This window comes from Virgibacillus proomii, from assembly GCF_900162615.1.
Taxonomy (GTDB): domain Bacteria; phylum Bacillota; class Bacilli; order Bacillales; family Amphibacillaceae; genus Virgibacillus; species Virgibacillus proomii.
In genome coordinates this window covers 511,850-538,077 of sequence record NZ_FUFN01000009.1, presented here as the reverse complement: position 1 = coordinate 538,077, position 26,228 = coordinate 511,850, and the positions used below count along the sequence as shown (strand labels likewise).

General features: G+C 35.1%; 26 protein-coding genes. 17 read left to right on the top strand and 9 right to left on the bottom strand.

What is annotated here, in order from left to right; genetic code table 11:
* The first annotated feature begins 217 nt into the window (after positions 1-217).
* Positions 218-367 carry a GNAT family N-acetyltransferase gene (locus BN1066_RS20625; protein ID WP_245799706.1) on the top strand — a complete coding sequence of 50 codons (150 nt, stop codon included), beginning with the start codon at positions 218-220 and terminating at the stop codon, positions 365-367.
* A 65-nt stretch (positions 368-432) separates the two neighbouring features.
* Entirely contained in the window at positions 433-537 is a 105-nt protein-coding gene (locus BN1066_RS20620) for a GNAT family N-acetyltransferase (RefSeq protein WP_245799705.1), read from the top strand.
* Positions 538-1,996: 1,459 nt separating this feature from the next.
* Here BN1066_RS20620 and BN1066_RS05260 read toward each other — a convergent pair.
* Complete coding sequence (locus BN1066_RS05260; protein ID WP_077318411.1) at positions 1,997-2,296, bottom strand: hypothetical protein; 300 nt, start codon at positions 2,294-2,296, stop codon at positions 1,997-1,999.
* Positions 2,297-2,500: 204 nt separating this feature from the next.
* Between BN1066_RS05260 and BN1066_RS05255 the strand changes: the two genes are divergently transcribed.
* From BN1066_RS05255 to BN1066_RS05245, 3 genes are all read left to right on the top strand, one after another.
* A complete protein-coding gene (locus BN1066_RS05255) occupies positions 2,501-2,677 on the top strand; it encodes a T7SS effector LXG polymorphic toxin (protein WP_179104293.1) in 177 nt (58 codons plus the stop codon).
* Positions 2,678-3,069: 392 nt separating this feature from the next.
* On the top strand, positions 3,070-3,738 hold the full coding sequence (locus BN1066_RS05250; protein WP_077318409.1) for a TraR/DksA C4-type zinc finger protein: 669 nt from the start codon (positions 3,070-3,072) through the stop codon (positions 3,736-3,738).
* Between the two features lie 62 nt (positions 3,739-3,800).
* Positions 3,801-4,004 carry a zinc ribbon domain-containing protein gene (locus tag BN1066_RS05245; RefSeq protein WP_077318408.1) on the top strand — a complete coding sequence of 68 codons (204 nt, stop codon included), beginning with the start codon at positions 3,801-3,803 and terminating at the stop codon, positions 4,002-4,004.
* A gap of 309 nt (positions 4,005-4,313) precedes the next feature.
* Here BN1066_RS05245 and BN1066_RS05240 read toward each other — a convergent pair whose 3' ends face one another.
* Positions 4,314-5,654: a S1C family serine protease gene (locus BN1066_RS05240; RefSeq protein WP_077318407.1), complete on the bottom strand. Its 1,341-nt coding sequence runs from the start codon at positions 5,652-5,654 to the stop codon at positions 4,314-4,316.
* Positions 5,655-5,951: 297 nt separating this feature from the next.
* On the opposite strand from BN1066_RS05240, the gene BN1066_RS05235 reads away from it, so the two are divergent.
* From BN1066_RS05235 to BN1066_RS05220, 4 genes are all read left to right on the top strand, one after another.
* Positions 5,952-6,644 (top strand): response regulator transcription factor, encoded by a 693-nt coding sequence (locus tag BN1066_RS05235; protein WP_077318406.1) that lies wholly within the window; start codon positions 5,952-5,954, stop codon positions 6,642-6,644.
* Positions 6,641-7,969, top strand: a complete 1,329-nt coding sequence (locus tag BN1066_RS05230; protein WP_077318405.1) for a sensor histidine kinase — start codon at positions 6,641-6,643, stop codon at positions 7,967-7,969. Before BN1066_RS05235 ends, BN1066_RS05230 begins: the two co-directional genes overlap by 4 nt.
* A gap of 86 nt (positions 7,970-8,055) precedes the next feature.
* Positions 8,056-9,879, top strand: coding sequence for a translational GTPase TypA (gene typA / locus BN1066_RS05225; RefSeq protein WP_077318404.1), 1,824 nt, complete (start codon positions 8,056-8,058; stop codon positions 9,877-9,879).
* A gap of 666 nt (positions 9,880-10,545) precedes the next feature.
* Positions 10,546-10,818, top strand: a complete 273-nt coding sequence (locus tag BN1066_RS05220) for a YkvA family protein (protein ID WP_077318403.1) — start codon at positions 10,546-10,548, stop codon at positions 10,816-10,818.
* A 558-nt stretch (positions 10,819-11,376) separates the two neighbouring features.
* Here the strand turns inward: BN1066_RS05220 and BN1066_RS05215 are convergent.
* The 3 genes from BN1066_RS05215 to BN1066_RS19765 all read right to left on the bottom strand — a co-directional run bounded on the left by BN1066_RS05215 (position 11,377) and on the right by BN1066_RS19765 (position 13,538).
* A complete protein-coding gene (locus BN1066_RS05215) occupies positions 11,377-12,324 on the bottom strand; it encodes an ABC transporter permease (RefSeq protein WP_342745594.1) in 948 nt (315 codons plus the stop codon).
* A gap of 1 nt (position 12,325) precedes the next feature.
* Complete coding sequence (locus BN1066_RS05210) at positions 12,326-13,240, bottom strand: ABC transporter ATP-binding protein (RefSeq protein WP_077318401.1); 915 nt, start codon at positions 13,238-13,240, stop codon at positions 12,326-12,328.
* Positions 13,241-13,382: 142 nt separating this feature from the next.
* A complete protein-coding gene (locus tag BN1066_RS19765) occupies positions 13,383-13,538 on the bottom strand; it encodes a YfhE family protein (protein ID WP_143695739.1) in 156 nt (51 codons plus the stop codon).
* Positions 13,539-14,475: 937 nt separating this feature from the next.
* Here BN1066_RS19765 and BN1066_RS05200 point away from each other — a divergent pair.
* Positions 14,476-15,621, top strand: a complete 1,146-nt coding sequence (locus tag BN1066_RS05200) for a CapA family protein (protein ID WP_077318400.1) — start codon at positions 14,476-14,478, stop codon at positions 15,619-15,621.
* 196 nt (positions 15,622-15,817) lie between these two features.
* Here the strand turns inward: BN1066_RS05200 and BN1066_RS05195 are convergent, their stop codons facing one another.
* Entirely contained in the window at positions 15,818-16,510 is a 693-nt protein-coding gene (locus BN1066_RS05195; RefSeq protein ID WP_077318399.1) for a DUF1129 family protein, read from the bottom strand.
* Positions 16,510-16,842, bottom strand: coding sequence for a PadR family transcriptional regulator (locus tag BN1066_RS05190; RefSeq protein WP_077318398.1), 333 nt, complete (start codon positions 16,840-16,842; stop codon positions 16,510-16,512). The genes BN1066_RS05195 and BN1066_RS05190 overlap by 1 nt, the downstream gene beginning before the upstream one ends.
* 350 nt (positions 16,843-17,192) lie before the next feature.
* On the opposite strand from BN1066_RS05190, the gene BN1066_RS05185 reads away from it, so the two are divergent.
* On the top strand, positions 17,193-18,005 hold the full coding sequence (locus BN1066_RS05185) for a DUF368 domain-containing protein (RefSeq protein ID WP_077318397.1): 813 nt from the start codon (positions 17,193-17,195) through the stop codon (positions 18,003-18,005).
* An 82-nt stretch (positions 18,006-18,087) separates the two neighbouring features.
* Positions 18,088-18,408, top strand: coding sequence for a thioredoxin family protein (locus BN1066_RS05180; RefSeq protein WP_077318396.1), 321 nt, complete (start codon positions 18,088-18,090; stop codon positions 18,406-18,408).
* Positions 18,409-18,515: 107 nt separating this feature from the next.
* On the opposite strand, the gene BN1066_RS05175 is transcribed toward BN1066_RS05180, so the two are convergent.
* Positions 18,516-19,139 (bottom strand): VOC family protein, encoded by a 624-nt coding sequence (locus BN1066_RS05175; protein WP_179104292.1) that lies wholly within the window; start codon positions 19,137-19,139, stop codon positions 18,516-18,518.
* A 333-nt stretch (positions 19,140-19,472) separates the two neighbouring features.
* Between BN1066_RS05175 and BN1066_RS05170 the strand changes: the two genes are divergently transcribed.
* The 5 genes from BN1066_RS05170 to BN1066_RS05150 all read left to right on the top strand — a co-directional run bounded on the left by BN1066_RS05170 (position 19,473) and on the right by BN1066_RS05150 (position 24,080).
* Entirely contained in the window at positions 19,473-20,039 is a 567-nt protein-coding gene (locus tag BN1066_RS05170) for a GNAT family N-acetyltransferase (RefSeq protein ID WP_077318394.1), read from the top strand.
* Positions 20,040-20,474: 435 nt separating this feature from the next.
* Complete coding sequence (locus tag BN1066_RS05165; RefSeq protein WP_077318393.1) at positions 20,475-21,173, top strand: response regulator transcription factor; 699 nt, start codon at positions 20,475-20,477, stop codon at positions 21,171-21,173.
* On the top strand, positions 21,170-22,534 hold the full coding sequence (locus tag BN1066_RS05160) for a HAMP domain-containing sensor histidine kinase (RefSeq protein WP_077318392.1): 1,365 nt from the start codon (positions 21,170-21,172) through the stop codon (positions 22,532-22,534). Before BN1066_RS05165 ends, BN1066_RS05160 begins: the two co-directional genes overlap by 4 nt.
* Before the next feature lie 137 nt (positions 22,535-22,671).
* Positions 22,672-23,277 (top strand): PepSY domain-containing protein, encoded by a 606-nt coding sequence (locus tag BN1066_RS05155; RefSeq protein WP_077318391.1) that lies wholly within the window; start codon positions 22,672-22,674, stop codon positions 23,275-23,277.
* Between the two features lie 248 nt (positions 23,278-23,525).
* A complete protein-coding gene (locus BN1066_RS05150; protein WP_077318390.1) occupies positions 23,526-24,080 on the top strand; it encodes a PepSY domain-containing protein in 555 nt (184 codons plus the stop codon).
* 484 nt (positions 24,081-24,564) lie between these two features.
* Here BN1066_RS05150 and BN1066_RS05145 read toward each other — a convergent pair whose 3' ends face one another.
* Entirely contained in the window at positions 24,565-26,145 is a 1,581-nt protein-coding gene (locus BN1066_RS05145; protein ID WP_077318389.1) for a bifunctional metallophosphatase/5'-nucleotidase, read from the bottom strand.
* Positions 26,146-26,228 lie beyond the last annotated feature (83 nt).

Here is a 26,228-nt window from a genome sequence, read left to right as displayed (position 1 = left end):
CAAGTTTTCTTTTGGATTGGTTCTTCGGTTCGCAAAAATTATTGACTACACTCCGTTATTTAACGACACCGGACTATTTATCCTCTATAGCTTTCTTTCGACATGAGGTTATAAAAATCCTGTTATACTGAAAAGAAAAAAGAAACCATTTGGAGGTTGCAATATGGAGTGGGTAGTTAAATCATTTCGAGAGCTTGAAAAAGATGAATGATTTCACTTGTTAAAAACAAGAATTGATGTGTTTGTAGTAGAACAGCAATGTGCTTATTCAGAAATCGATGAATTTGATTTACAAGCTACCCCTATTTTTTTGCAAATGAATCAGAAAATAGCTGCATATGTGCGGAATTTTACCACCGGGAAGTAAGTATACAGAAGCTTCTATCGGCCGTATCTTGGTCGTTAAAAGGACAACGACTTGGAAAGATAAAAATGCAAGCACAGCAGTACTTAATTCATTTTTATGAAAGTTTTGGATTCCGCCAAATTTCGCCAGCCTATTTGGATGATGGAATTTGGCATATTGACATGAAATAGTTGCTAACAATGGACGATTAAGCTGCCACGACGGTGAATTTAATATTGATGAGGTAGACGATTACTTAGCAGAAAGTTTTTTAACTCTACTAGATTGAGTAGAAGCACTCCGGTTGGGATGCTTCTTTAATTTTACAATATAACAACCAATTAGTTAAACGGCTAGTCCAATAGGGTAGTCCGTTTTTAAATATTTTTCAAGTAGGAATCTTTATGAAAATCAATTGGAAAGTAAAGCAAAGAAGAAATCATTTTGGTTGATCTTAGTTCCTGCGATTGTATTGTTGGTACGCTCTGGAACACGGTATCTAAGCTTGTGCGGATTAACGGAATTAAAAACCCGAATATTATTTATGTGGTCAGAACATCAAGATAACAGGTTCTCCTGCCAAAAAATCCAGCAAAAAATATCACACGTTTAAAAGTGTTGATACGGTCAGTGAGCTAGCTGTTAAATATGGTAGCACACAGAAACAACTTCAAAAATGGAATAACCTTTTTAATCCAAATAAGATTTATGTTGGACAGCAATTGCGGGTGAAATAACATAAAACCCCTCAACTGAGAGGGGTTTGTAAGAATATCCTATAGGAGGTTGAAGGAGAATTTTTTTCATAATATAATAATGAATAAACTAAAAAATCGTGTATTAAATCGCAATCGTTGACTATAGATTAAAAAGCCTTCACTTATTATGAATAATATCTATTCAATGTATTGTATTCCTGCAACTAGAATAGTTAGTAAGTATTTTGTTTGTGTTTAGATTTATAAAAGATAATAGCTAAAGCCTATTCCTTTTATGAGGGGAGTAGGCTTTTTTCCAAAACGATTCCTACAGGAGGATAAAGCAAATAGTTACAGTATAAGGTGTTTGCAATTTTAATATATGAATAAACTACAAAACTGTGTAATGATTTTAAGGCCTAAGATGTTCGCTCAATCATATCGGATACCGTTATACATTGAAAGTTATTTTCCTTTAAAAACTTAAGAATCTTTGAAAGTGCTTCTACTGTCTGTCTTCTGTTACGCCTGAATCGTGGAAAAGAATAATGTCTTCAGGAGAAATATTAGAAATATTACATCTTAATTATATGATTAGTCCCTGGACGACTCCAATCTTGTGTATCTTGAGCGCAAGACCATAGAACGATAGTATAACCTTTCTTCAGTATAAGCATGTAAATTTCCATCAGTTGGAATGATCAATACTGCAGCATAACAGAATAGTAAAACTCACCTTATCATTCAATCTTGTTTTAATTATCTGTTAAAGGAATGGTCTCATTAAAAAAGATGTAGCTTTTGTTTTCAAAAGTTGTGATGATTTTATATTCTTTGCGTTAGAAATATTTTTATACATAATTATTATTTAACTATGCAGCATAAGATAGCTATCTGCTTTCTTCATTTTAAAGGAAAATGGTGGAATTTTTTAATGTCTACTAAGAATCAACTAATCATGGCGTTTTTTACGTTTTTCTTCATCAATATCAACATCAACACGTTCTTTTTCATCAATATCAACATCAACATTAGAATTACCGCTTCTAATAACTTTAGCAATATTAACATTGCGATTTTTATTTTTTAGATCGTTATCGTTATCATTATCATTGTCATTATCTACTCGGATGTCACTATCAAAATCTACGTCCGTTCTTGCATCAGCATCGGCGTCAGCTTTAGCGTCTGAAAAACTGAACTCCTCTTCTCTACGCTTGTTTCTTTTCTTCTTATTTACTTTCCTCCACATAAAGATTTACCTCCTTCATTATTTTCGTTCTAATTTATCTTATTCGTTATTTACTTTTTGGAGTTGGCTTTTATCTTGAGTAAATAGTCTCTTTTAATCACATAATAAAAAAAGAGTTAACTTCCATAGACAATTCAATAAATTTTGCACTTTTAGTGTAATGCAAATAAGTGGGCAATGGAATTTCAACTAAGATGGGAGGAGATGGCCATTAAGGCGCTTTATGTAGGGGAATGTCATAGCTTTATCGACAAAACATTAGCGCAGCTAGAACAACTACATAATCAGATTAAAAACGTCCAGAAAAGCATAGAAAGCATTATCGCCTTAGAGGAAGCTTTTAAAGGCAAGACAGCAAGTCTATTCGAACCTTTTATTTAGGAGGTACACATGCAGTTCCTATTGTTCTTGGAGGGTTTTAATACCAATTACTCGGATACGTTACGCGAAATAAAACAATCCCCTCATTCAACAAAGAAGAGGGGGATTTTAAAAAAGTTGTGATGCATTTAAAAATTAGGATTCACTTAATTAGAACCTTTGTTCCCATCGAATTATATAATGTCACAAAAATGTACGGCAAAAAATAAGCAAAACATGCTATATGTCAATGCTCAGTAACGTGCTATATATACCAAAAAACAATGAGAAGAATCAAGAAAATACCTATATTCTTATTGACATGATTTGGGAACAAAAATAAAGCATGATACCGTCCTTTTCTGTGCATAGTATAGATACATAATTCGTGTCAAGAGAGGACGTATCGTTTTATGATTACAAATCAGCAAATAGCAGCATGTAAACAAGCTTTATTACAACGACAATCAGAATTAATATCACTAATCCAAAATCATTTAGGGCTCACTTTAGAATCAGTACAACAGTCAACCGGAGAGCTTTCCAATTATGATAATCACCCTGCAGATACAGGTTCTGAACTATTTGAAAGATCAAAAGATGTGGCACTTAATGAGCATGCTGAAAAAGAGCTAGAAGCGATTAATAAAGCATTGCATGCCATTGAAGAAGGAACATATGGCATCTGTCGTGAATGTGGGGGAGATATTCCTTATGAACGACTTACCGCTATACCAACTGCAGATCGTTGCATGCAACATGCGATAAAAAATTCATTTAATCAGTATCGAACGATAGAAGAAAAAGTCTTTAGTCCCAATATAAACCCTGATGAAGTTACCGAGGAAGTGCAGGTTGGGTATGATGCAGAAGATGCGTGGCAGGAGGTAAGCGCCTACGGGACGTCCGAATCAGCTTCTGATTTTTTCGGGGATAAAAAAAGTTATTATGAAATGTATCCAAATAGTAAGGAAGCAGTTGGTTCAGTAGAAGATGTTGAAGCCTTTTTAGCAGCAGATCTGCACGGTAAATATATCGAGCCAGCACCTAATCACAAAGATTATGAAGAAAGTTCCGATTAAATGTTACACATGTGAAACCTTCTTTCTGTTAAGACGTATAAAAAGGAAAGAGGTGAAGACATATGGAACAAAAAGGTTGCATTAAATGTGGAAGTAGAGATGCGGATAAAAAAGAAGTTGCGATGACAGGAACAGGATTATCGAAAATGCTTGATATACAAAATAATCAATTTTTAGTTGTCTCCTGTAAAAATTGTGGTTACTCAGAATTTTATAATAAGCGCAGCTCGAAAGGGAGCAATATACTTGATTTGTTTTTTGGCTAAGCTTAAAAACCAGTACTATTTGACAATGACGTAATAAAGAGAGATCAGCGATACGATACTGATCTTTTCTTTTTTTTGGAGAGAGCACATTGAGACGAGGTAAGACAGCGCAAAATGGTCTAGAACGCTGAGCTGCAGCAAAGGTTTAAACGGAAACTCCGTAAATCGAAACAGAATGCCTTCAAACCGAACCAAAGCGTAGCCCAATTATACAAAAAGTGGTAGTGCTGAACAAGCTAATTTTTAAATCAAAATCAATAAAAGATAATAAAAAACTCCCCCAAGCAGCAGCTTGGAGGAAGGGTTCTTCTATTGTTCGGTGTTTTCTTCAGGGTTATCTCTTGCTTCAAGAGTTATGTTTGTTGTCTTTTTCTTTCCGTCTCGATAGTATTCAATTTCAACTTTATCACCAATGGAAGCTTCAGAGTAAAGAAGCTTACGTAGTTCTAAGATGGATGTAACTTCTTTTCCGTTAATTTTAGTGATGACATCAAATTTTTGAAGGCCAGCCTTAGCTGCAGGTGAACCTTCTTGCACCTCTGCAATTACCATGCCGCCTTTTACACCTTCAGGGAGTGGGAAATTCATGCGGTATTGAGGCGGAACTTGATTAATAGCTGCAGTTGTAATACCGATCATTGGCCGCTTAATTTCTCCTTCTTTCTCCAATTTTTCAGCAATTGGTAATGCTGCGTCTACAGGAATGGCAAAACCAATTCCCTCTACTTCTTGGCGAGCAACTTTCATAGAATTAATCCCTACAACAGCACCGTTGCCATTAACCAGTGCTCCACCACTGTTACCGGGGTTAATAGCAGCATCGGTTTGAATGACTTCTGTTATCCAATCAGGTTGTCCATCTCCATTTGTATCGATCGGCACAGAACGATCTAAACCGCTTACTACACCTTTTGTAACAGTATTGGCAAATTCCATACCTAATGGGTTACCAATTGCCATCACATTTTCACCTACTTTAAGATCTTTGGAAGACCCCATATTAGCAACGGTAGTAATTTTATCTCCATTAACCTGTAAAACAGCTAAATCGGTTAATTCATCTGTTCCTAATACTTTTGCTTTTAAGCGCTCGTCTGAATAATTAACCGCTACCTCTACTTCCTCTGCACCATCTACCACATGGTGGTTGGTAATTACATAAGCTTTACCATTTTCCTTTTTATAGATAATCCCAGAACCAGTTCCTGCTTCTTCACTTTCCGTCCAAATGTTTTGTTGTTGCATATTAATGACACCAACCACTGCTTTGGATGTTTCCTCAATATTTGTCGCAACATCTGCATCCTCTGAGGCAAGTGTCTCAATCACTTCAGGAGATTTATCCTCTTCTGCAGAAGAGGATCCCTTATTACCTCCATTGTTTAGGGGAATAACATTTGTAAAAACTAATGCTATAATTAAAATAATAGATACAATACCACCGGAGATTCCCCCTAAAACAAAATGTAGCAAGGATTTATTTTTAGGATTTTTTGTTTTTGAGGTTGAATGGTTATCAGCAAAAGTATCATTATTTTCTGTTTCTTCGGTGAAGTGCTGATCGGAAGCCTGGTTGGTTACTTTATTTTTTTCAAGTTCTTCTGTATTTTTATTTAGCGTGTTGTGCTGATTTTCATCTTTGTAATCCATTTACCTCACACCCTTTTAGAAAATTAGAGTACAGGCCTATAAGCAAACATCTGAAAGCGCCGAGGGGAGTCAGGGGGACGCGGAATAGATGCTTGTTACGGCCTGATATAATGAAACGGTCACTTCAATGGTAATAGATGCTTTTGATGAAGTTCCCATTGTTACTTTATAGTATACCCACTTACTTTGGTAAACATTTGGTATAAATGTGGAATAAATGTGTAAAACCGTTTTAGCTGTAACATCGTATACTTTATGTAAAAATAGAAATAAATAATGGAGAAAAGGTGAAGCTATATGAATAATCATATCGGTATTGTCGAAGATGATGCAAATATACGTAATATAGTATCAGCATATTTAAAAAACGAAGGATTTAAGGTTAGTTTACTGGAGTCCGCTGAGGAGGCTTGGGAGTTATGGCAAACGAGTCCTCCGAATATGTGGATATTAGATATTATGCTTCCGGGAATGGATGGTTACGAATTTTGTAAAAGAATTCGAAAAGAAAGTGAAGTCCCGATCATTATTATTTCTGCAAAAGATGAAGAAATTGATAAGATCCTTGGTTTGGAGCTTGGTAGCGACGATTATTTAACAAAGCCATTTAGCCCTAGAGAATTGGTTGCAAGAGTAAAAAGACTATTTAAACGTTCCAGTGCAACTTTTAAAACGTTAGAAGCAAATGATGGAAGAATCACCGTCGATAAGCTAACGATCGATAGAGAAGAACGTCGAATATTTTTTAATAATGAAGAATGTGAAGTAACAACCAAAGAATTCGATATGTTGTTAATTCTTGTAGAAAATGTTAACCGTGCCTTTTCAAGAGATGAGCTATTAGTTAAAATTTGGGGAGATAATTATTTCGGAAGTGACCGTGCGGTGGATGATTTAGTAAAACGAATTCGTAAAAAATTACCTGATTTACCATTAGAAACAGTATGGGGATATGGTTATCGGCTTCGTCATGAAGGAGATACAACATGAGACTACAATCTCAATTAAATTCCGCTTTTACCACGTTATTGCTAGTAATTCTGGCAATAACAGGTTATGTTATATACTCACTGATTTTAGATATGCTTATTCAAGATGAACAGCGACAATTACGACAAAAAGGAGACTTAATCGTCGATGTTTTAAACAATCAATATGAAGGTACAAACCTTAGTAATTTAAATAATTTACTGGAAGATCAAGGTTTGCAAATGTTTATTTATGATAGAAATCAAAATGTCGCTGTATCCCCGACACTTCCGGAAAATGTTGTTGCTGGTTTTTTCAAAAAAAATGATTTTTCCGATAAAAATAAGACTTTATGGGAATATAAGGGAGATAAATTTGTTACATCACGCATCATTTTTGCACCAGAAAGCACTGGGGTTGAATTGATTCTCTTAACACCATTGAGTGATCTTGAATCCGTCCAACAAAGCTTTATTTTTCGATTAATGATCGTGTTTTTATTAGGTGGTGCTATCGCGATTATTTTAAGTTACTTTTTAACTCGTAAGCTTGTGACACCACTTTCCCAATTAAAAAAGCAATTAAAGAAAATAGAAAAAAGACAGTTTAATGCCGTTGAGAGAATTAAAGCAACTGGGGAAATCAAAGAGGTTGAGCAAAGTGTATATGATATGGCAAAGGAACTGGAACGTTACATTAATTCTCAGCAGACCTTTTTCCAAAATGCTAGTCATGAGTTAAAGACACCACTGATGACTATCCAAGGTTATGCAGAAGGGATACGCGATAAGATTTTTGATGAGCAAGAAGAAGAAAAAGGTCTTGAAATGATGGTAACAGAAGTAAATCGGTTAAAGAAAATCATCAATGAAATGATTTTATTAGCGAAATTGGATAGTGAACCTGACGTCTATACTCCTGAAAACTTGCAGCTTTCACAAATTTTGGAACAGGTGATTGATCGGACACTTCCAATTGTGAATGAAAAAGGAATCGAATTAAAACATATGATCGATGGTTCTCCACAATTATATGCTGATGGAGAAAAGTTATTACGTGCAATATTAAATTTAACGTTTAATGCGATCCGTCACGCGAAGTCAAAAGTACATCTCCATATTTTTGAACAAAATAAGAATATTATGATTACCATTGAAGATGATGGAGAAGGAGTATCGGAAGAATTAATACCGCATATTTTTCACCGCTTTGTGAAGGGAAAAGGCGGCGAGACAGGACTAGGTCTTGCAATTGCCAGAGCGATAATTGAACAATCGAATGGGAAGATCCGTGTTAAACGTTCGGACTTAGGAGGAGCGAAATTTGAAATTGTGTTTACCAGGTGACAATTATGAATCCTTTTACTTTTCATAGGTGATTGTGTTATAATTGAATGGTTTTCTTATTCCCTACAAAATAGAGGAGAGTACGTATGCAATTAAGAGAAGATATTCGTAACATCGCTATTATCGCCCATGTTGATCATGGGAAAACAACTTTAGTTGATCAGCTGTTGAAGTATTCAGGCACTTTTCGTGAGAATGAACAAGTGCATGAACGAGCGATGGATTCTGGAGATATTGAACGAGAACGTGGGATTACAATTCTGGCTAAAAATACAGCCATAAAATATAAGCATACAGTAATAAATATTTTAGATACCCCCGGTCATGCGGATTTTGGCGGAGAAGTAGAACGGATTATGAAGATGGTCGATGGCGTTATCTTGGTAGTTGATGCTTTTGAGGGAACGATGCCGCAAACACGATTCGTTTTGAAAAAAGCTTTAGAGCAAAAGCTCACACCAATCGTTGTGTTAAATAAAATTGACCGTCCAAATGCCAGACCGAATGAAGTAATTGATGAAGTATTGGATTTATTTATTGAACTTGGAGCGGATGATGATCAATTAGAGTTTCCAGTTGTCTATGCTTCAGCACTAAATGGTACGTCTGGATATGAAGCCGATGATCAGGAAGCTACTATGGATCCAGTGTTTTCAACTATCTTAGAGTATATTCCTGCCCCAGTGGATAATCGACAAGAGCCACTACAATTTCAGATTACATTACTTGATTATAATGACTATGTTGGCAGGATCGGTATTGGTAGAGTAGTCCGCGGAACCATGAGCGTTGGCCAGCGTGTTGTGGTGTTGAAAAAAGATGGAACACAAAAATCATTCCGTATTACTAAATTGTTTGGTTTTATTGGTTTGAAACGAATTGAAATAAAAGAAGCAGTTGCCGGAGATATTGTAGCAGTAGCTGGAATGGAAGATTTAAATGTAGGAGAAACGGTTTGTCCAGAAGATCATCCTGAGGCGCTTCCTTGGTTGCGAATTGATGAACCCACATTACAGATGACTTTTCATGTCAATAATAGTCCATTTGCCGGAAAAGAGGGTAAATATATTACGTCACGGAAAATTGAAGAACGCTTATATAAACAGTTGGAGACAGATGTCAGTCTCCGAGTAGATTCTACAGACTCTAAGGATGCATGGACTGTCTCTGGTCGTGGCGAATTACATTTATCCATTTTAGTTGAAAACATGCGACGTGAAGGTTATGAATTACAATTATCTAAGCCAAAAGTTATCATTAAAGAAATTGATGGAGTTAAATGCGAGCCTGTGGAGCGTGTCCAAGTAGATGTGCCTGAAGAATATACAGGGGCTGTAATGGAATCACTTGGTGCAAGAAAAGGCGAAATGCTCAACATGATAAACCAAGGGAATGGACAAGTTCGACTTGAATTTAAGGTACCATCTCGGGGCTTGTTAGGTTATTCAACCGAATTTATGTCGCAAACACATGGATATGGAATTCTAAATCATACGTTTGAGGGGTATGAACCTGTAGTTAAAGGACAAGTTGGCGGAAGAAGGGAAGGCGTACTTGTTGCTTTAGAAAATGGGAAAGTATCAAGCTATGGGATTATGCAGTTAGAGGATCGTGGAGTTATCTTTGTCACTCCTGGGACTGAAGTATATGCGGGTATGATTGTTGGAGAACATAATCGTGATAATGACTTGACTGTAAATATTACGAAAGAAAAACATTTGACAAATGTTCGTTCAGCAACAAAAGATCAAACGATAACGATTCGTAAGTCACGTCATATGTCTTTGGAAGAAGCTTTACAATATATAAATGAAGATGAATACTGTGAAGTCACACCGGAGTCTATTCGTCTACGGAAAAAGATTTTAAATAAGAGCGAACGTGAAAAAGCAGCGAAAAAAAATAAGTAGAAATTTACCCCAGCGATAGGAAAGTGATATGCTCCCCTTAAGGTAGACAGATTAAAAAATAAAAATCTGTTTTCCTTAAGGGGAGTTTTTGGTATGTTAACAGTGTAAGATACTGTAGTACCATGCTGTGAATATATAGCGCTTGGGCTCAAAAAAAGTTAAAGTTCAAGATAGTGTAGTTTACTGTAAAGAAAAATCGGTTTAAATAGAAACCATGCCCAAACAACTTAGTAGAGGAATGTTCAGGGACAAAAACTCCGTACAAATTAGACAAGAAATTTTTGTACTTCCTTCTTGGAGTTTTTATGGCACTTACTTACCTTTCTCTTGGAATTAATAATTTTAAAAAGTACATCGTTTTTTGTCCTTTTACAAGGAAATTTGCCATATTTTATACCCAGACTTTATCAAAAAGCAAAGATAAATTTGCTACTATTATAATGTGCTATCCCTCATTTTTACAAGTATTTGTTAAATCATACATAAACTGGTCTAATGGTCAAGCTTGTTAACAAACAGATCGTGATTGGGTAAGAAGTAACGATAATGGTAAAGTGAACAAGCTTTTTAATTGAGCTACGGGAGTTAGGTATGTTATGCTTTTTCATACAATTTATTCTTTATAATAAAGTTGTTTAGAAGTCTAGAGATTAAAGGTGTTTATAGATGAGAAAAATATGGTCGAGAATCCGTTTTTTGTTTACATTTCATAAGTCAATTCCTTTTGTAAAAGATTTCTTTTTATCAAAGGAAGTTAGTAAATCCAAAAAGCTTCTATTTGTAGCTGTTATCACCGGTTATTTTCTGTTTCCTTTTGATATAATTCCCGACTTCTTACTTGGTTTTGGTATGGTGGATGATGTTACACTGTTACTATTTATCCTGCAGTGGATGGTTAAAATAGCACCCGAAGATATAAAAGATAAGTATTCCTTTTAATCGGTAATAGCGCTGAAAGTTTTTTACTTGCCTCTATTAGAAAATATTTAAAAAAGTGATCTTTGCTTTTTGTTGTGCAAAGATCACTTTTTTTGACAGTACTTTTTCTTGGGGTGTGAAAACATTTATCCTGCATGTAACTTGTGGTAAGGCCTCTATTCCAGGCTACGAGGCAAACCCGAGGGTGGAGGATCCAACTGCAAGTCAAATGCCGATGCTGTTCATTCTAACAATCAGAGGGGGATAAAAGAATCCTCCCCTGATTCCAAGATTCACTTTATTTTCCTTCATCTTCGTTTGAAATATATTTTGTAAAATATGCAGCGCATATTAAGAATATAAAGGATAATCCCCAGGAAACAATACCGCTCCATTGAGTATTTGTACGTAACCCAATTACTAAAATAACTGCGCTTAAGCCAATGAAAAATATTGTTAAGTACCGCTTCACTGAAAACACCTCAATTGCAAAGGTCGATAACTTTAGGGTATAGTTATGCATCTATTATAATACGCTACTTTAAAAATTAATACTCCCATGTTGCTTATAGTCATCTGTTATTGACCAGCGACATCTCTTTTTGTGAAAACAATCCATGACAAAAGCATGAATATAACATAGTAAACGATCAGTACAGTGATTGAAAAGCCAAGTGTCATCCCTTCAATAATCGGTTCATTTCCTTCAGCATACTGGCTTAAGTCAGTATGGACAAATAGAATATATTTTGCCCATTCTTTATCAAGGAAGAAACTTACAATGGTGCTGGACCCCATCATCAAGAAAATGGCGACACCAATTGCTAACGAGCCGTTACGGAATACCGCTGAAATAGTAAAAGCAAAAGTAGCCATTACTACAAGCCCCACCAATTGATAACCATAATTAATAAAAATTTGCGGCACAACTGCGAGTTCTTTAAAGCCATTCGCTGTTTCTGCTACTATGGAAGGATTTAAGCCATTAACCCCGAAAAAGATAGCTCCTAATATCCAGCTAAAAATAAGACCAAAAATAAGGGTATATAACGCAAATAACAAAATAGCGATATATTTAGATAATAGTATGCTGCTTCTAGAAATTGGTCGAATTAACAGGAGTTTGATCGTCCCCCAATTAAATTCGTTAGCTACAATTCCTGCAGCAATAACTATAGTAAAGAGACCAGCAAGAGAGCTGACTGTTAAAACTGCATCTTTCGTAAATTGCCAAGCATCATAGGGCTCTGGTTGAATGTCGTTTTCCAAATAATAATTATTTTTAGCAATAGTTGAAGGATTCATTTCTGCTGCAAATTCATCTTTTTTCATTTCTTTCTCTAGTTTTTTATTCTCATCTTCCAAAACTTGACGCCAATCATCATTTTGATATTCCGTATTTAAATCAGCAAAGTTTTTCTGTATAAAGACAAACCCTATAAGAATGGCGGCTAAAATAATATACATCACCCAAGATGACTTACGGATATATATTTTTGCTTGTTCATTTTGAATTAATTTTAACATTCTACTCAATCGTATTCTCTCCAATCAGTTCAAAGAATTGATCCTCTAGTGTACCGTTTGCTACATTTACTTGATAAATAGCACAATCATTTTCTACTAAACTTTTAATAATCGAAGGCACTTGCTCTTTTTCGCAACGGAAAGATAAGTTACCATCTAATTCAACCGCTTCTATTTGATATTGATCTTTTAATAATTGGATTGCTTTATCTAGTGGTTTTATTTCAATGTGGTGGATTAGGTTATCTGTTGTTTCACCACCAACGTTTTGAATTTTAATCAGTTTTCCATTTTTAATGACGCCAATACGATCACACATCTGTTCAATTTCGGACAACAAGTGACTAGAAATAATAATCGCTACATTTTCATCAGTGGCTAACTTTCGAATATGTTGCCGTATTTCCCGAATTCCGGCGGGATCTAATCCATTAGTTGGTTCATCAAGTATTAATACAGACGGTCTATGTAGCAATGCTTGGGCAATCCCTAATCGTTGGCGCATCCCTAACGAATATCTTCCAACCTTTTCATTAATCGCTTTTTCAAGTCCTATCAGTTTAACTACTTCGTGAATGCGTTCATTCGTAACTCCCGGGACCATACGAGCATAATGTTTTAAATTTTGCAGTCCAGTCATAAATGGATACATTTCCGGATTTTCTACGATAGCTCCAACTTCACGAATAGCCTGTTTAAAATTCGTCTTGATACTATTTCCTTGAATTAAAATATCTCCATCCGTTAACTTCATTAGACCAACTATCATCCGGATCGTCGTTGTTTTACCAGCACCATTTGGCCCGATAAAGCCAAATACTTCTCCTTTTGGAATTGAAAAAGAGAGACCTTTAATAATTTCTTTTTTGCCGATTGTTTTTTTGACATCGACTAACTCAATTGCTGCTAAAGACATTCAGTAAACCTCCTGGTTATTTTGTTAGTAGGTAGTACGATATAAGTGACAAATTTGTTTCAAAAAAACTCCCGATTTGTAAAAAACTTTACAAATCGGGAGTTCATAATAGGGGAAAACTATGCTTACAGTATGAAGTTGTTTAATTTTGATTAGGATTTTCTTTATTTGCTTGTTTCACACGTGGTTTACGAAAGCCACCAGCAATATCTGCTTGCTTAAATGCTTTAGCATAGAGCACTTCTTGAGCAGCGGTCAGCTGCTTATTCTTGGTAGGCTGATATGGTGTGTGTTGCATTATCAAAAATCCTTTCATAAGTAATATGGTTATATTTCTCTTATTCCCTTAAGGAAAAAAAATAAACATAGAATTCTAAAAAATTACTGTTGTAACGGAGTATTTTAAAGAAAAACGAGAAAATGCGTTATAATCGGGAACGATAGTTCACAAATTAAGCTGTGAGCATATAGTTAGTTTCAATATTTATGCCACATCTAACGAAGGGTTCCCACTGCAAGAGTTATGAAAAATTTGAAGAAGCCTAATGGGAAATAACGGCACCTAATGTTGCCCAAAAAATAATATACATTAATCACCATTTATCCTAGTATTAATAAAGTTAATATATATAGTAAATAAGGAGGATAAGAGGTAGAAATGAGGGGAAAAAAATTAAAGAATATATTATTAATATGACTTGTTCTGATAGGCAGTTTCTTTACTTACGTTAGCTACAAGAAAAAAAGTCTAGAGAATAATGTGATTGAATATGTAACAACTAAACAAAACGTTCCCAAAAATGATATTCTCTCCAGTGAACCATTTATCTCTAATTTAAAAGGCGATAAAAATTGTATGGTAAGTATTATCAAATTGAAAAACGATAATAAAATCTACTTTTACTATCAAAATAATGACAATAAAATAATTTTAGAATCTTACAATGAAGATGGAGTAGAACACATAATAGACAAACAGGAATAATATGTAGGAAATTATGGTTTTGGTCGATAAGGAGCTCGATCATAATAGCGTGTAATCAACAAAAAAACTTCGGCAGCGATATATCGCATTTTTCAAGGACGTTGTGTCATCTTTATTCATTCAAGGATAACAGCAATCCGTGAATGAAGTGTTACTTTATACTTGAACAGGTAATTTTTTTCGTTCTAAACATGTGCATTAGTACTTCCGATATGATAAAAAAGTACAGCTACGATAAGGAGCAGACAAAATGGTTAAACGAATTGTAAAAGCAATTATTGTCATTTCTTGTTTTTTGATCATTATTGGTTGTAGCAATGACCGACAATTGGAAGTAAATAATCATCAGGAAAAAAAGCTAATGATAGAGAAAAAAGACCAGCTAAAACAACAAATTTCAATAGCTGCAGTTGGTGATATGCTCATTCATAGTGAGGTATATGAGGATGCAAAAACGAAAAACGGTTATGATTTTACGCCGATGCTCAAAGACGTAAAACCATTTCTTAAAGATGCAACCATAACTACAGCTAATCAGAAAACAGTGATTGGTGGACAAGCTCTTGGATTATCCTCATATCCTTCTTTTAATAGCCCCTTTGAAGTTGGTGATGCATTAAAAGATGCTGGTGTCGATATTGTAACACTAGCGAACAATCATACGCTTGATCGTGGAGAAAAAGCTATCCAACAAGCAATTAAGCATTGGGAAAAAATTGATATGATGTATACTGGTGCTTATAAAAGTAAGAAAGATCAACAGAGGATACGCGTTTATAAAACAGAAGCAGGAATTGATGTCGCTTTTCTAGCTTATACGTACGGTACAAATGGTATACCTGTTCCAAAGGGAAAGGACTATTTAGTGAACTTAATCGACAAGGAGAAAATAGCAAAAGATGTTGCACAGGCAAAAAAACAAGCTGATGCTGTTATTCTCCAGTTGCATGTTGGCACAGAATATAAGATGTTACCAAATCAAGAACAGAAAGATTTAGTACAATTTGCTGCGGATCAAGGGGTTCATGCTGTTATTGGTCATCATCCGCATGTTCTTCAGCCATTTAATTGGGTAAAAGGAAAAAATGGAAATAAAATGTTTGTAGCTTATTCTTTAGGAAATTTTTTATCCGGACAAGATGAAATATATCGTCGTTTTGGCGGGATCGTAAAATTTCAGATTACCAAGTCAGAAAAAGACGGAAAAACGACCATTGAAGTTAATCACCCTGCATTTTTACCTACCTTTGTAAAATTCAAACAGGAAGCTGATTTTCAAGTGTTGCCGTTAGCTAAAGTGACGAATGAAGATTTAAAAGGTACAAAGGAATACTACTATGAAATAAAGGAACATGTATCTCAGTGGATGCCTGAATTAAAAATTATGGAGCCATAATTTACTAAAAAAGGAAAGGCAAGCGAATTAAATTTGCCTTTCTTTTTTCGATAGCGAAATAACCGACTAGTCACGTCCGGCTCCATCGCCCAGCAACGATGCGACTTCACGAAATCGCCCTACGATAAGTCATCATCGGTTCGTCAACTCACCGTGATTCCTTTATCTCGGTTGATTCGTTCCATTCACTACGTTGCTAAACGGGCGCTTGCGCCTTTGTTCTTAACAGATAAGAAACAATATATAAAGTAAGACCTATCCCGATCAGTACAAGTGTTGGTATTTGAATTGCTGGTCCAAATTCAGGAATTAAATACACAATTGCTAAGAATAGTAAAATAAAGATGGTGGAACCGATCCAAGCTTGGAGAAATTCTACCCATTTTTTAGTTCGTTTTCCTGCGAAGGTGGAACGTTTTAACCACCAAAATACTAATTTAATAAAGATATAGAGTAGAAGTAAAAAACATATAAAAGAAATCAAGGAGGAGCCAAGGTACAAGGTAGCCGTATTCTCGCCTTTATGAAAGAAATAATAAAGAGCAGAGCTAATTACTCCATCGACGATCGAGAAAATAGCTGCAACTTGGATAATGATTCTCGTTGCAAATAAAAGATTATATTTGCGTTTTTCTTTAGGGAGCTCATTAATTAGTTCTTCGCAATAAACCCTCGGATCACGACCAAATATATTCTCTGCTGTTTTCCCCTCGGATTGGGCTTCAATTAAATGCTCCAACAATTCCAATAAAATTTCTTCCGTTTGTTGTTCAGATTTATTACTAGCTGTTCGAATATAAACAAGCATATCTTCATAGAAAGCTAAATTCTCTTCGTTTAGTTGGTTGCGCTTTTCGTTATTTATGGAGATTAATTCGTTTGCATTCATTATCTATTCCCTCCCGATTTTAAAATTCGATCGACTGGATGCTTTATCAATTCCCATTGCTGATTAAACTCAGCTAATGCTTTTTTTCCTTTAGCAGTCAATTGATAATATTTTCGTTTTGGTCCAGCTTCTGATTTTTTCATTTCTCCGCTGATCAGTTTTTCTTTTTGCAATCGTAGTAAAATTGGATAGATGGAACCCTCACTAATATTGGTTAGTCCAAATTCTTTTAAGACAACGGAAAGCTCATAGCCGTATATAGGTCTTTTATTCATAATCGCTAAAATACATCCTTCCAAAATCCCCTTTAGCAATTGACTTCGTAACGACATTTGTTCACCTACCTTGCATAACAATATAGCGTTTTTAAAAACAGCTACCTTGTTATACAAAGTAGCCTGTGGACTTATTTTACAATTTACTGCTATAAAAAGCAAGGATTATTTGATATGATAATTTTATGTATTCTGGTTCATGTTCCTAAAAGGATGGAGCGAGTTCGATGTGACTTGGAATAGTGCAATTACTTTGAACTGTAAGAAGCTAGTCTATGAAGAAGTTAGCTACGTTATGTTACTAGACTTTTAGCACATCATTTATAGCAATTGACATGAATTTGTGAATGACTAATCGACGATGGATAATATAAATATGACTTTGATCTGAAGGGTGATTGATCAACATGGAATGGAAAAATATTTATCGGGGAATTTTAATGGGAGCAAGTGACGTTATCCCAGGAGTAAGTGGAGGGACAATTGCAGTATTATTAGGAATATATGATAGATTAATAGCGGCCATCAATGGTTTGCTAAGTAAGGATTGGAAGAAACAATTAGGCTTTTTAATACCGCTTGGTATCGGTGTTGTAACTGCGATATTAGTGCTGAGCCGTGTTATTGAGTGGTTATTTGATCATTATCCAGCACCAACTCAATTTTTCTTTTTAGGCCTAATAATCGGTATCTTGCCATACTTGTTTTATAAAGCAGATGCTAAGAAAACATTTAAGTTAAACCATGTTTTATTATTGCTCATTGGTGCTATTATTGTAGGATCAATGGTTTTTCTAAATGAAGGAAAGGCTGCGGTCATTACACAAATAGATACTTCTACGTATATTTTGCTGTTTTTTTCCGGTATGATTGCTAGTGCTGCAATGATTTTACCTGGGATCAGCGGGTCGTTTTTATTACTTGTTATCGGTGTTTACCCAACGGTTATTAGTGCAATAAGTAATTTTCAACTCGATATTATTGCAGTTACCGGCGTTGGTATTGTGATTGGGATAATTTTTATGAGTAAGGTGGTTAATTATTTTTTAACCCATTTCACCACCGCCACATTAGCCATTATAGTCGGTATGGTTATTGGATCTATTTTTGTTGTATTTCCCGGCTGGCCAACATCTGTGAATATCGGGCTGCTTAGTATTGGTTCATTTACTGTTGGATTAGCAGCAGCTTATATTTTAGGAAGAGTAGAGTATGTATAGTTCAATCTAACGGCAAAAAGCAAATGGTAAGACAAACGATATAAAAATGGTTACAATAAAGGGCAGGAGAGGGGGAGTTAGTATGGAACGATTAAGTACAGAACAAGCTTTCAATCAAGTTATTCAAAGCGAGAAGCCTGTAATCATTAAATTTTTTGCCGACTGGTGTCCGGATTGTAAACGACTGGATATGTTTATTGGCGATATTATTAATAAATATAACAATTATAAATGGTATGAAATAAATACGGATGACGTGAAAGGTATTGCTGAAAAATATGAGGTTATGGGAATTCCAAGCATCTTGATTTTCCAAGCTGGGGAGAAAAAAGCACATCAACATAGTGCTTACACAAAAACTCCTGAATCGGTAAAGGATTTTCTGCACCAACATTTAGCATAAATATTAGGGTTTGCTGATGGTTATCGGCAAACCCTTTTTTATGTGTAGGCAGGTTGGTGCTTAAAATAAGCACCCAATGTAAAACAACAAGCTTCTAAATAACATCTTTAATTTATTGTAAAGGATAGACCTTTTTCACTTTCTAGTTGTAATTGAGTATTTTGTAACCGGATGTTTTTCTTAGCTGGAACTTGATAAAGCACCGAAATCGTACTAACTGGTAAGTGGGAGGTAATTTCGGTAATTGTTTGTGGGTTAATCGAATGAGGATTATCTGGCAAGTTTATTCCCTCTTTCCATTCAATTAGAAACGGAACAGAATCATCTGCATGGGGAAACAGCATGTTCCATGATAGGGATGACCCGTTTGGTTTTTTTCGATTTCCTGGGATTGGCTCCGTTACCTGTATGGAGGCTTGTAAATAATAATCGGCAAAGTAGGCAAGTTCATTTGTTCTTAATGCAAATTGTATTGGTCCTTCCTGTGATGTTTCTAATGAATGAACAAGTTGGATAATAAGCGGATTTTTAGCCTGTGCTGCAACTTCTTTATTTACGACTCCAAGCCATTCAATATAACAATCATTAGCAAAGTATGCTAAATAATTATACGTTCCCCAGCTTCCATGCTCTCCACCAGCAACTATTTTTACATGATGATTTTGGCTAAATTGTCTCGCTGCTTCTTTTGGATTGTGTGTGGCGATTACAATATGATCAAGTGCTAACACGATCATTCCCCCTTTAACGTTTTTACCTTGCAATTTAAGGTGTTGGTTACTCCCAGTTTCAAGAATTGTATAGGTATGATCAGCCTTTTTATTTAAACGTTGCCAGTGTTTCTTCAGAGAAAACTTTATACGGAGTGGCAGGCATAATAACCTCGTTGGTTTAGTCAAAGGCTTCTTTTCTTTTTTACTTTCCAGATTACATCTTATAGAACAAATAGTTTAATTTAACCAGTAAAACAAGCAAGTTCCGTTAACTAACAGCATGGCACCTCTTTTCATCTTTCTTATTACTAAGTATAATAGATAAAAATTATTCGTGAAAGGAAGAGAGCGATGGTAAATCCAGTTTTAAAGGAGTTCCCCCATGAAATTCATACCGAAAGATTACTGATTCGTCTACCACTTCCCGGAGATGGAAAAGCTGTTCATGAAGCAATTCAGGCAAGTCGACCAGAGTTAAAAAAATGGTTACCGTTTGCAAAGCAGGAGCAAACGCTTGAAGAGACAGAAGCAAATGTTCGTGAAGCACAGATCCAATTTTTGCAAAGAGAAGATTTACGCTTCCATATATTTCATAAGCAATCAAAAGCATTTCTCGGCTGTACTGGACTGCATCGGATTAATTGGCAAGTACCAAAGTTTGAAATAGGTTACTGGATTGATACGAGATACGAAGGGCAAGGTTTTATGTCCGAAGCGGTAACTGGATTGACGAATTTTGCATTTCAAGAGCTAGAAGCAAATCGAGTGGAAATACGTTGTGATGAACAAAATAATCGTAGCAGGGCAATACCAGAAAGGCTAGGGTTTGTATTAGAAGGCATTTTTTATAATCACGCTAGATCAGTAGAAGGGGATGAACTGCGGAATACATGTATATACGCTAAGACCCAACGATAGCAGACTTTTTTCCAATTATTTGTTATGTTTAAGTTAAGTCGAAATACGGTTGAAACCTATTACCTATAAAACATTTTATTAAATTTAAAGAGATACTTTTTTACAAATACAAGAACTATTATTTAATGTAATGATTTGCGTCATTATTATTTTTCAATAATCGACGGTAAGGTAAATTTGTTTTTAGAAGCCATAGGGAGTTCGTTAGCTATTGCTTTGATAACTAATCTAATTGTATAAATAGCTATTTATATATTATTGCAATTATATTTTTAAGTAAACACGCTATATCCTATGACATTTAGGTAGCCTACTATTTCACAAGTCCATAAGTACAGAGAATGAAACATGTGAAAAAAAGATAAAACATACTAACTTAGGTAATAATATACAGAAAATGAATGAGTTAGCACTATATAAAAAGCAGGTGTAAACATGGAGAAACCCAAAATATTGATTGTGGAAGATGAAAAAAAATTAAGCAGAGTACTTCAGTTAGAGTTGGAATATGAAAATTACGAGACAGAAATAGCTGAAGACGGTAAAATCGCGTTAGCGGAGATGGAACAGAAAAAATGGGATCTCGTGCTACTTGATATTATGTTACCAAAACTAAGCGGATTGGAGGTTCTGCGGAGGGTTAGAAGATTCGATGAAACAACTCCAATTCTATTGTTAACAGCACGTGATCAAGTACACGATAAAGTTAGTGGTCTTGATTTAGGGGCAAATGATTATATAACAAAGCCGTTTCAAATTGAAGAGTTACTAGCCAGGATCCGTGTACACTTACGTAATCCGATTAGTAAACGAGAAAATGGGGATGTTTTTACAGTCGGTGATTTGTATGTGAATGTTAGCAGCAGAGAAGTAAAACGCAACGAAAAACAGATTGAATTAACACCTCGAGAGTTTGATTTACTCGTTTGTCTATTAAAAAATAAAAATATCGTGTTAACTAGAGAACAGCTTATCGAAGACGTCTGGGGATTTGATTATTATGGAGATACAAATGTTGTTGATGTTTACATCCGTTATTTGCGACAGAAAATAGATAAAGGATATGATCAGACATATATTCAAACGGTTCGAGGAGTAGGCTATACAATAAAAAATAAGGATATGGAAACATGAAGCTAAAGACAAAAATCCAATTATACTCCAGCTTGTTTATGCTAATTGTAATATTAATTATTAATACAGCAATCTACATGTTGTTTTATAAAATTTCTACAGATGGTTACTTAGAGGATCTAGTACATCAAACGGAAAGATTAGTTGAGACGATTAAAAAACAGCCTGATGTCGCTTCGAAAGAGTTATTTCGCTCCTTCTCTCCACAGCAAGGGATGATTCGTGTAGTTAATCAAGCTGGCACGGTATTTATTTCTGGTGGGCAGGCAGTTAAGTATGATGTACCATTAGATTTTTCCACGAAAGAAACACAGCAAATTATCAAACAAAAGAATGCGCCCAATGTTGCAGTTATAAATAAACCAGTTATTTGGGGGACCGGTAGACATGCAGGTGAAGTAGTTACGCTTCAGGTATCGAATCAGTTAACAACCTTGGATAGTACGATGACAACTTTATTTTATGTGTTACTTGTCTCGTCTGGAATTATATTAGTTCCAATTATATTTGGCGGAAATATATTGAGTCGATTTTTATTAAATCCAATTAAAATGTTAATTCAAACGATGCAAGAAAATATGAAAAAGGGCAATTGGAAAAAAATTAATGTAGAAAACCGTTCCCGTGATGAATTATATGAAATGGAAATGACATTTAATGAAATGATTGATTATTTAAAAGATAACTTTGAAAAACAGGAGATTTTTGTTTCCGATGCTTCCCATGAATTAAAAACACCAATCTCAATTGTAAAAAGCTATGCACAGCTTCTAAAGCGTAGAGGAATAGACAACCCAAAACTTGTTAAGGAAGCAATGGAAGCAATTGACTCGGAAGCAGATCGCATGAGTAAATTAGTAGAGCAAATGCTCGTATTAGCAAAAAATAAACATGCTGCTAGTATGGAACAGGTTGATCTTGTTACTTTAATAGAGGAAACGGTAAAGACTTTTCAAGGTGCGTACGGAAGAGAGGTACGATTTCATAAGCCGGAAAGTTCCATTATTCTTACTGGAAATAAAGATCAGTTGGAACAAGTTATCTATATATTGATTGATAATGCCTTAAAGTATAGCAACGATCGCGTAGAGATTCGTTTATCAGAAAAAAATAAGCAGGCTATCATCAACGTAAGAGATTACGGATCGGGTATTCCAGAACAAGAACAGAATCGTATTTTTGAACGCTTTTACCGGGTGGATAAAGCGAGAAGTCGGGATACTGGTGGAACCGGACTGGGCTTAGCAATAGCTAGGACGATTGTAAAAGAACATCAAGGTGAGATTAGGGTGAAAAGTAAGATGGGCGAGGGGTCAACGTTTATCGTTACACTTCCTATCGAAATTCTTAGCAAATTTTAATGTCATTAACATTTACTTCTCAGCTAGCTATTGTATGCTATAAGAGGATAAGTTGAAACAGAACACCGTAAAATCGAACACTTCGAATTTCTTCTTTTGCACATACATGATAAGAAAAAAGCAAGGGGTGATGAACATTGAATAAAAAAACAGGAGTTATCCTTGCATGTATTATTGGTTTAGCTTTAATTGGTTTTAGTGTATTTTATTTTGGTTCCACATCTTCAAGCGCAGAAATAACAAAAGTAGAAGCTAAGAATATTATTTCAAACCAGTATCCTGGTAAAATTAAAGGTGATGTGGAAAAGGATGAAAAAAGCGGCTATTATTATGCCCTTATCGATCATGAGGGAAAGATTTTCGAAATAAAAATAAATGAGAAAACGGGAGAAGTTATGAATTTAAGAGAACGGAGTACTCCAGATAAAAAGAAGGATAAACAAGAAAAACAAGATAATCAACCGAAAGATGTACAAGATTCTACTGAAAAAGATAATATGATTAAAGATAAAGACAAAAGCAATTCCGAAGAACGTAAAGTAGTTGTTCATGAGGAGCAAGCCAAGGAAGTTGCCCTTGAAAAATTTGCAGGAACGATTGAAGATTTTGAACTAGAGGAGGAAGAAGGTAGTTTTGTGTATGAAGTAAAAGTTGTTAATGGGGAAGATGAAGCAGAGATAACGATTGATGCTTTTACTGGCGAAATTTTATTTACAAAAATTGAAAGAGAAGATGATGATTAGCTTCTGGTGAAAAATGACCAGAAGTTTTTCATTTGTCCTTTTTTAGGAAATTATCTCCGTTTTTACAGGTGGAATTAATTTCGCATCAATTAGTAAGTTAGCGACACTAATGCTAGCTGTATAGCAACATTTCTAAATATACTTACCGAAAATCCTTCTATTTCTCATTGAATTCTAATCTTATTCACACAGTGTTCTTATTCCCTATGGTTATGATATAAATAACAACAAACAAGGAGTGAAGAAAAATGAAAAAAAAGCTAGGTATTATTATTGGAGCTGTAGCAGGAGCGGTTATATTAGGGTCAGGTGTTTACTATACAAATGCTGATGAAGTAAATCCAAAACTTGATAGTGAGAAAATAAGAAGTATGGTTCAGGAACAATATGACGGAACCATTACAGAGTTTGAGTTAGATAAAGATCAAAACAAAGCGGTATATGAAGTCGAAGTGCAAAATAGCAATACCGAATATGATTTAGAATTAGATGGAGATACAGGCGAAGTTTTGCATGAAAGTAAAAAAGAAATAAAACAGGATAGAACCAAAGAGGATCACGATGATGACGCTGCTTTGGAAAATATGGATAAAAAGAACTCTATTTCTGTAGAAGAAGCTAAGAAAATTGCTAATAAGCAATTTGACGGTGATGTTATAAGTGTTGAATTAGATAAAGACGATAATCAGTTAATTTATGAAGTAGAGTTAAGGAATGGCAAGAAAGAAGCAGACTTTGAAATTAATGCAGAAACAGGAGATATCTTAGAGCAAGATATTGAAACGGAAGCATATGATGATTAATTTAGTGTAGAAGGGTATAAAAAACCAAGAAGTTCGGGATGGCATAGTTTTGTCGAGTGAACAGTTTGCATTTAAAAAGGAGCCGTATTTTTCTCATTTCAAAAAATATGCTAATCATGTTGCAAACATGATGAGAAAAACGGCCCCTAAATGCCCGATTGATTTAACTAACATTCCGTGTAAAAAGCATTCCACGGAATGAAGTTTCACTTTATCGTATAAGAAAAAAGATAGCTTTCGCAGACTTGGTGATAAGCCAAGTTTTTCAAATTCGTTGGCATTTTGGCAGCAAGACATTCCTGTTTTTCAAAGACACCTACGAACGGAGATTGTGATCTGCTCATTCAAGTAGAAAAGTATCTTTTGAATGAAGTTTCACATTATTTCTGGGGAAGCTTCCAGTTTGTACGTCACTGACCAAGCATTTCTAGCTTTAACGCTCGGCTTTTAGTAAACTTAGCTCTTTAAGCTTTTGTTCAGTCGCTTACTTAGCCACGACGGAAAAGTTTTCCGTTACAGTAGCTTCTACGGTTGTATATTTTTCAAAATATGCTCGTATCAACTCAACCGCATCTTTTTGAATTTCTTTAACAATCGGTTTATTTTGAAACATGGTGTAATCTCCTCCACCACTTGCTCTATAGTTATTTAATACCACATGATAGCGGTCATGTTCTATAATTGGTTGATCATGATAACACAATTTCTCGATTCGTTCGCCAATTGGCTTTGCAACGTTTATGGTGTAGGTAATTCCTTCCCACATATCATAATTATAATGCTGGGGTTTTGGTTGCTCATAACTAGGATTAACTATAATATTTCCTTCTTCATCCAGCATAAAGTAAGCTGCACTTTTTTCTAGAGCTGCTTTCATGTCTTTTCCTTGCAATTCTAAAACGACGAGCGTATTCGGATACATATAGTTAGCGACAACGTCTCGCATAGTAACTGTAGACTTAAAGCCTTTGGAGTTGTTATTTAATAATGACGTAACTGATATATCCACATCACTTGCCTCCATCTGTACCTTTTGGATAAATTCAATAAATGGATGTTTTTTTATTCTAGCAAAAAAAGGATCATCAATCGTCATATCACCTTTAATATAACCAACCGGTTGATCAAGCCATTTTTGGGTAGACTGTTCAATCTCTTCCGTTTCTAATAATATTTCCTTGTCAGGTGGTATATCCGATAAAAGTTGAACAGAAGCCTGCTTGTCCTTTACTTTCCAACCCGTTCTGCTGTTTTCAAATACTACTTCAATCTCTCCATAGGCGATCCCATTATTTCCAGGTTGGATAACTAATACATTATTAATATAACCGGTTAATTGCCGATGTTGGTGACCAGTGAGGAGTATATCAATGCCATCAATCTGACATATTTCGTATCCTTGATTTTCACCTGTTAATGGTTCTGTTACTTCGTGAGTTTCAATATCTCGCTCGAACCCACCGTGATAAGCAACGATTACTAAATCAGGTTGCTCCATTTTACGAACAAAAGGAACTAATTCCTTTACAGTAGTAAGGGCATCAGTAAAATGAAGACCAGTAATATGTTCTTTTGACTCCCAATTGGGTATGTAATGGGTAGTCACACCAATAATAGCGACTTTTATACTTTTATTGATTATTTTAATAATATAAGGTGGTCCGTATTTGGGCTTGTTTGTATTTTTATCAATAATATTAGCTGAAATCCATGGATAGTTTGACTGATCAATGGCCGCCTGTAAAATTTGTTGACCAAAATTAAATTCGTGATTCCCGATCACTCCGGCATCAATGTTGATCCTATTCATTGCTTTTATCATAGGATTAGGTTTGTTACTGTGTTGCTTTATATAATGGGTCATCAATGGTGTGCCTTGAATCAGATCTCCATTGTCAAGAACAAGGACATGATCAGATTTACTGCGAATCTCTTTTACTACAGTACTAAATCTTGCCAAGCCGCCAACAGCTTCTTGTTTTGTTCCATAATTTATTGGCATTATATGACCATGAACATCACTTGTGTATAAAATTAGCAGCTTTGTATTATCATTTTTCAACATAAGCATCCTTTCTTATCGTTATGAATTTTAGCGAGAGAAGTGGATTTCGCATAAAAATTTTTATGTTTATAGAGTCAGTACAT

Bases quoted from the DNA above. Each gene is read 5' to 3' on its own strand.
- BN1066_RS20620 (WP_245799705.1), top strand. From the start codon at position 433: ATGCAAGCACAGCAGTACTTAATTCATTTTTATGAAAGTTTTGGATTC.
- BN1066_RS05260 (WP_077318411.1), bottom strand. From the start codon at position 2,296: ATGTGGAGGAAAGTAAATAAGAAGAAAAGAAACAAGCGTAGAGAAGAG.
- BN1066_RS05255 (WP_179104293.1), top strand. From the start codon at position 2,501: ATGGCCATTAAGGCGCTTTATGTAGGGGAATGTCATAGCTTTATCGAC.
- BN1066_RS05250 (WP_077318409.1), top strand. From the start codon at position 3,070: ATGATTACAAATCAGCAAATAGCAGCATGTAAACAAGCTTTATTACAA.
- BN1066_RS05245 (WP_077318408.1), top strand. From the start codon at position 3,801: ATGGAACAAAAAGGTTGCATTAAATGTGGAAGTAGAGATGCGGATAAA.
- BN1066_RS05240 (WP_077318407.1), bottom strand. From the start codon at position 5,654: ATGGATTACAAAGATGAAAATCAGCACAACACGCTAAATAAAAATACA.
- BN1066_RS05235 (WP_077318406.1), top strand. From the start codon at position 5,952: ATGAATAATCATATCGGTATTGTCGAAGATGATGCAAATATACGTAAT.
- BN1066_RS05230 (WP_077318405.1), top strand. From the start codon at position 6,641: ATGAGACTACAATCTCAATTAAATTCCGCTTTTACCACGTTATTGCTA.
- typA (WP_077318404.1), top strand. From the start codon at position 8,056: ATGCAATTAAGAGAAGATATTCGTAACATCGCTATTATCGCCCATGTT.
- BN1066_RS05220 (WP_077318403.1), top strand. From the start codon at position 10,546: ATGAGAAAAATATGGTCGAGAATCCGTTTTTTGTTTACATTTCATAAG.
- BN1066_RS05215 (WP_342745594.1), bottom strand. From the start codon at position 12,324: ATGTTAAAATTAATTCAAAATGAACAAGCAAAAATATATATCCGTAAG.
- BN1066_RS05210 (WP_077318401.1), bottom strand. From the start codon at position 13,240: ATGTCTTTAGCAGCAATTGAGTTAGTCGATGTCAAAAAAACAATCGGC.
- BN1066_RS19765 (WP_143695739.1), bottom strand. From the start codon at position 13,538: ATGCAACACACACCATATCAGCCTACCAAGAATAAGCAGCTGACCGCT.
- BN1066_RS05200 (WP_077318400.1), top strand. From the start codon at position 14,476: ATGGTTAAACGAATTGTAAAAGCAATTATTGTCATTTCTTGTTTTTTG.
- BN1066_RS05195 (WP_077318399.1), bottom strand. From the start codon at position 16,510: ATGAATGCAAACGAATTAATCTCCATAAATAACGAAAAGCGCAACCAA.
- BN1066_RS05190 (WP_077318398.1), bottom strand. From the start codon at position 16,842: ATGTCGTTACGAAGTCAATTGCTAAAGGGGATTTTGGAAGGATGTATT.
- BN1066_RS05185 (WP_077318397.1), top strand. From the start codon at position 17,193: ATGGAATGGAAAAATATTTATCGGGGAATTTTAATGGGAGCAAGTGAC.
- BN1066_RS05180 (WP_077318396.1), top strand. From the start codon at position 18,088: ATGGAACGATTAAGTACAGAACAAGCTTTCAATCAAGTTATTCAAAGC.
- BN1066_RS05170 (WP_077318394.1), top strand. From the start codon at position 19,473: ATGGTAAATCCAGTTTTAAAGGAGTTCCCCCATGAAATTCATACCGAA.
- BN1066_RS05165 (WP_077318393.1), top strand. From the start codon at position 20,475: ATGGAGAAACCCAAAATATTGATTGTGGAAGATGAAAAAAAATTAAGC.
- BN1066_RS05160 (WP_077318392.1), top strand. From the start codon at position 21,170: ATGAAGCTAAAGACAAAAATCCAATTATACTCCAGCTTGTTTATGCTA.
- BN1066_RS05150 (WP_077318390.1), top strand. From the start codon at position 23,526: ATGAAAAAAAAGCTAGGTATTATTATTGGAGCTGTAGCAGGAGCGGTT.
- BN1066_RS05145 (WP_077318389.1), bottom strand. From the start codon at position 26,145: ATGTTGAAAAATGATAATACAAAGCTGCTAATTTTATACACAAGTGAT.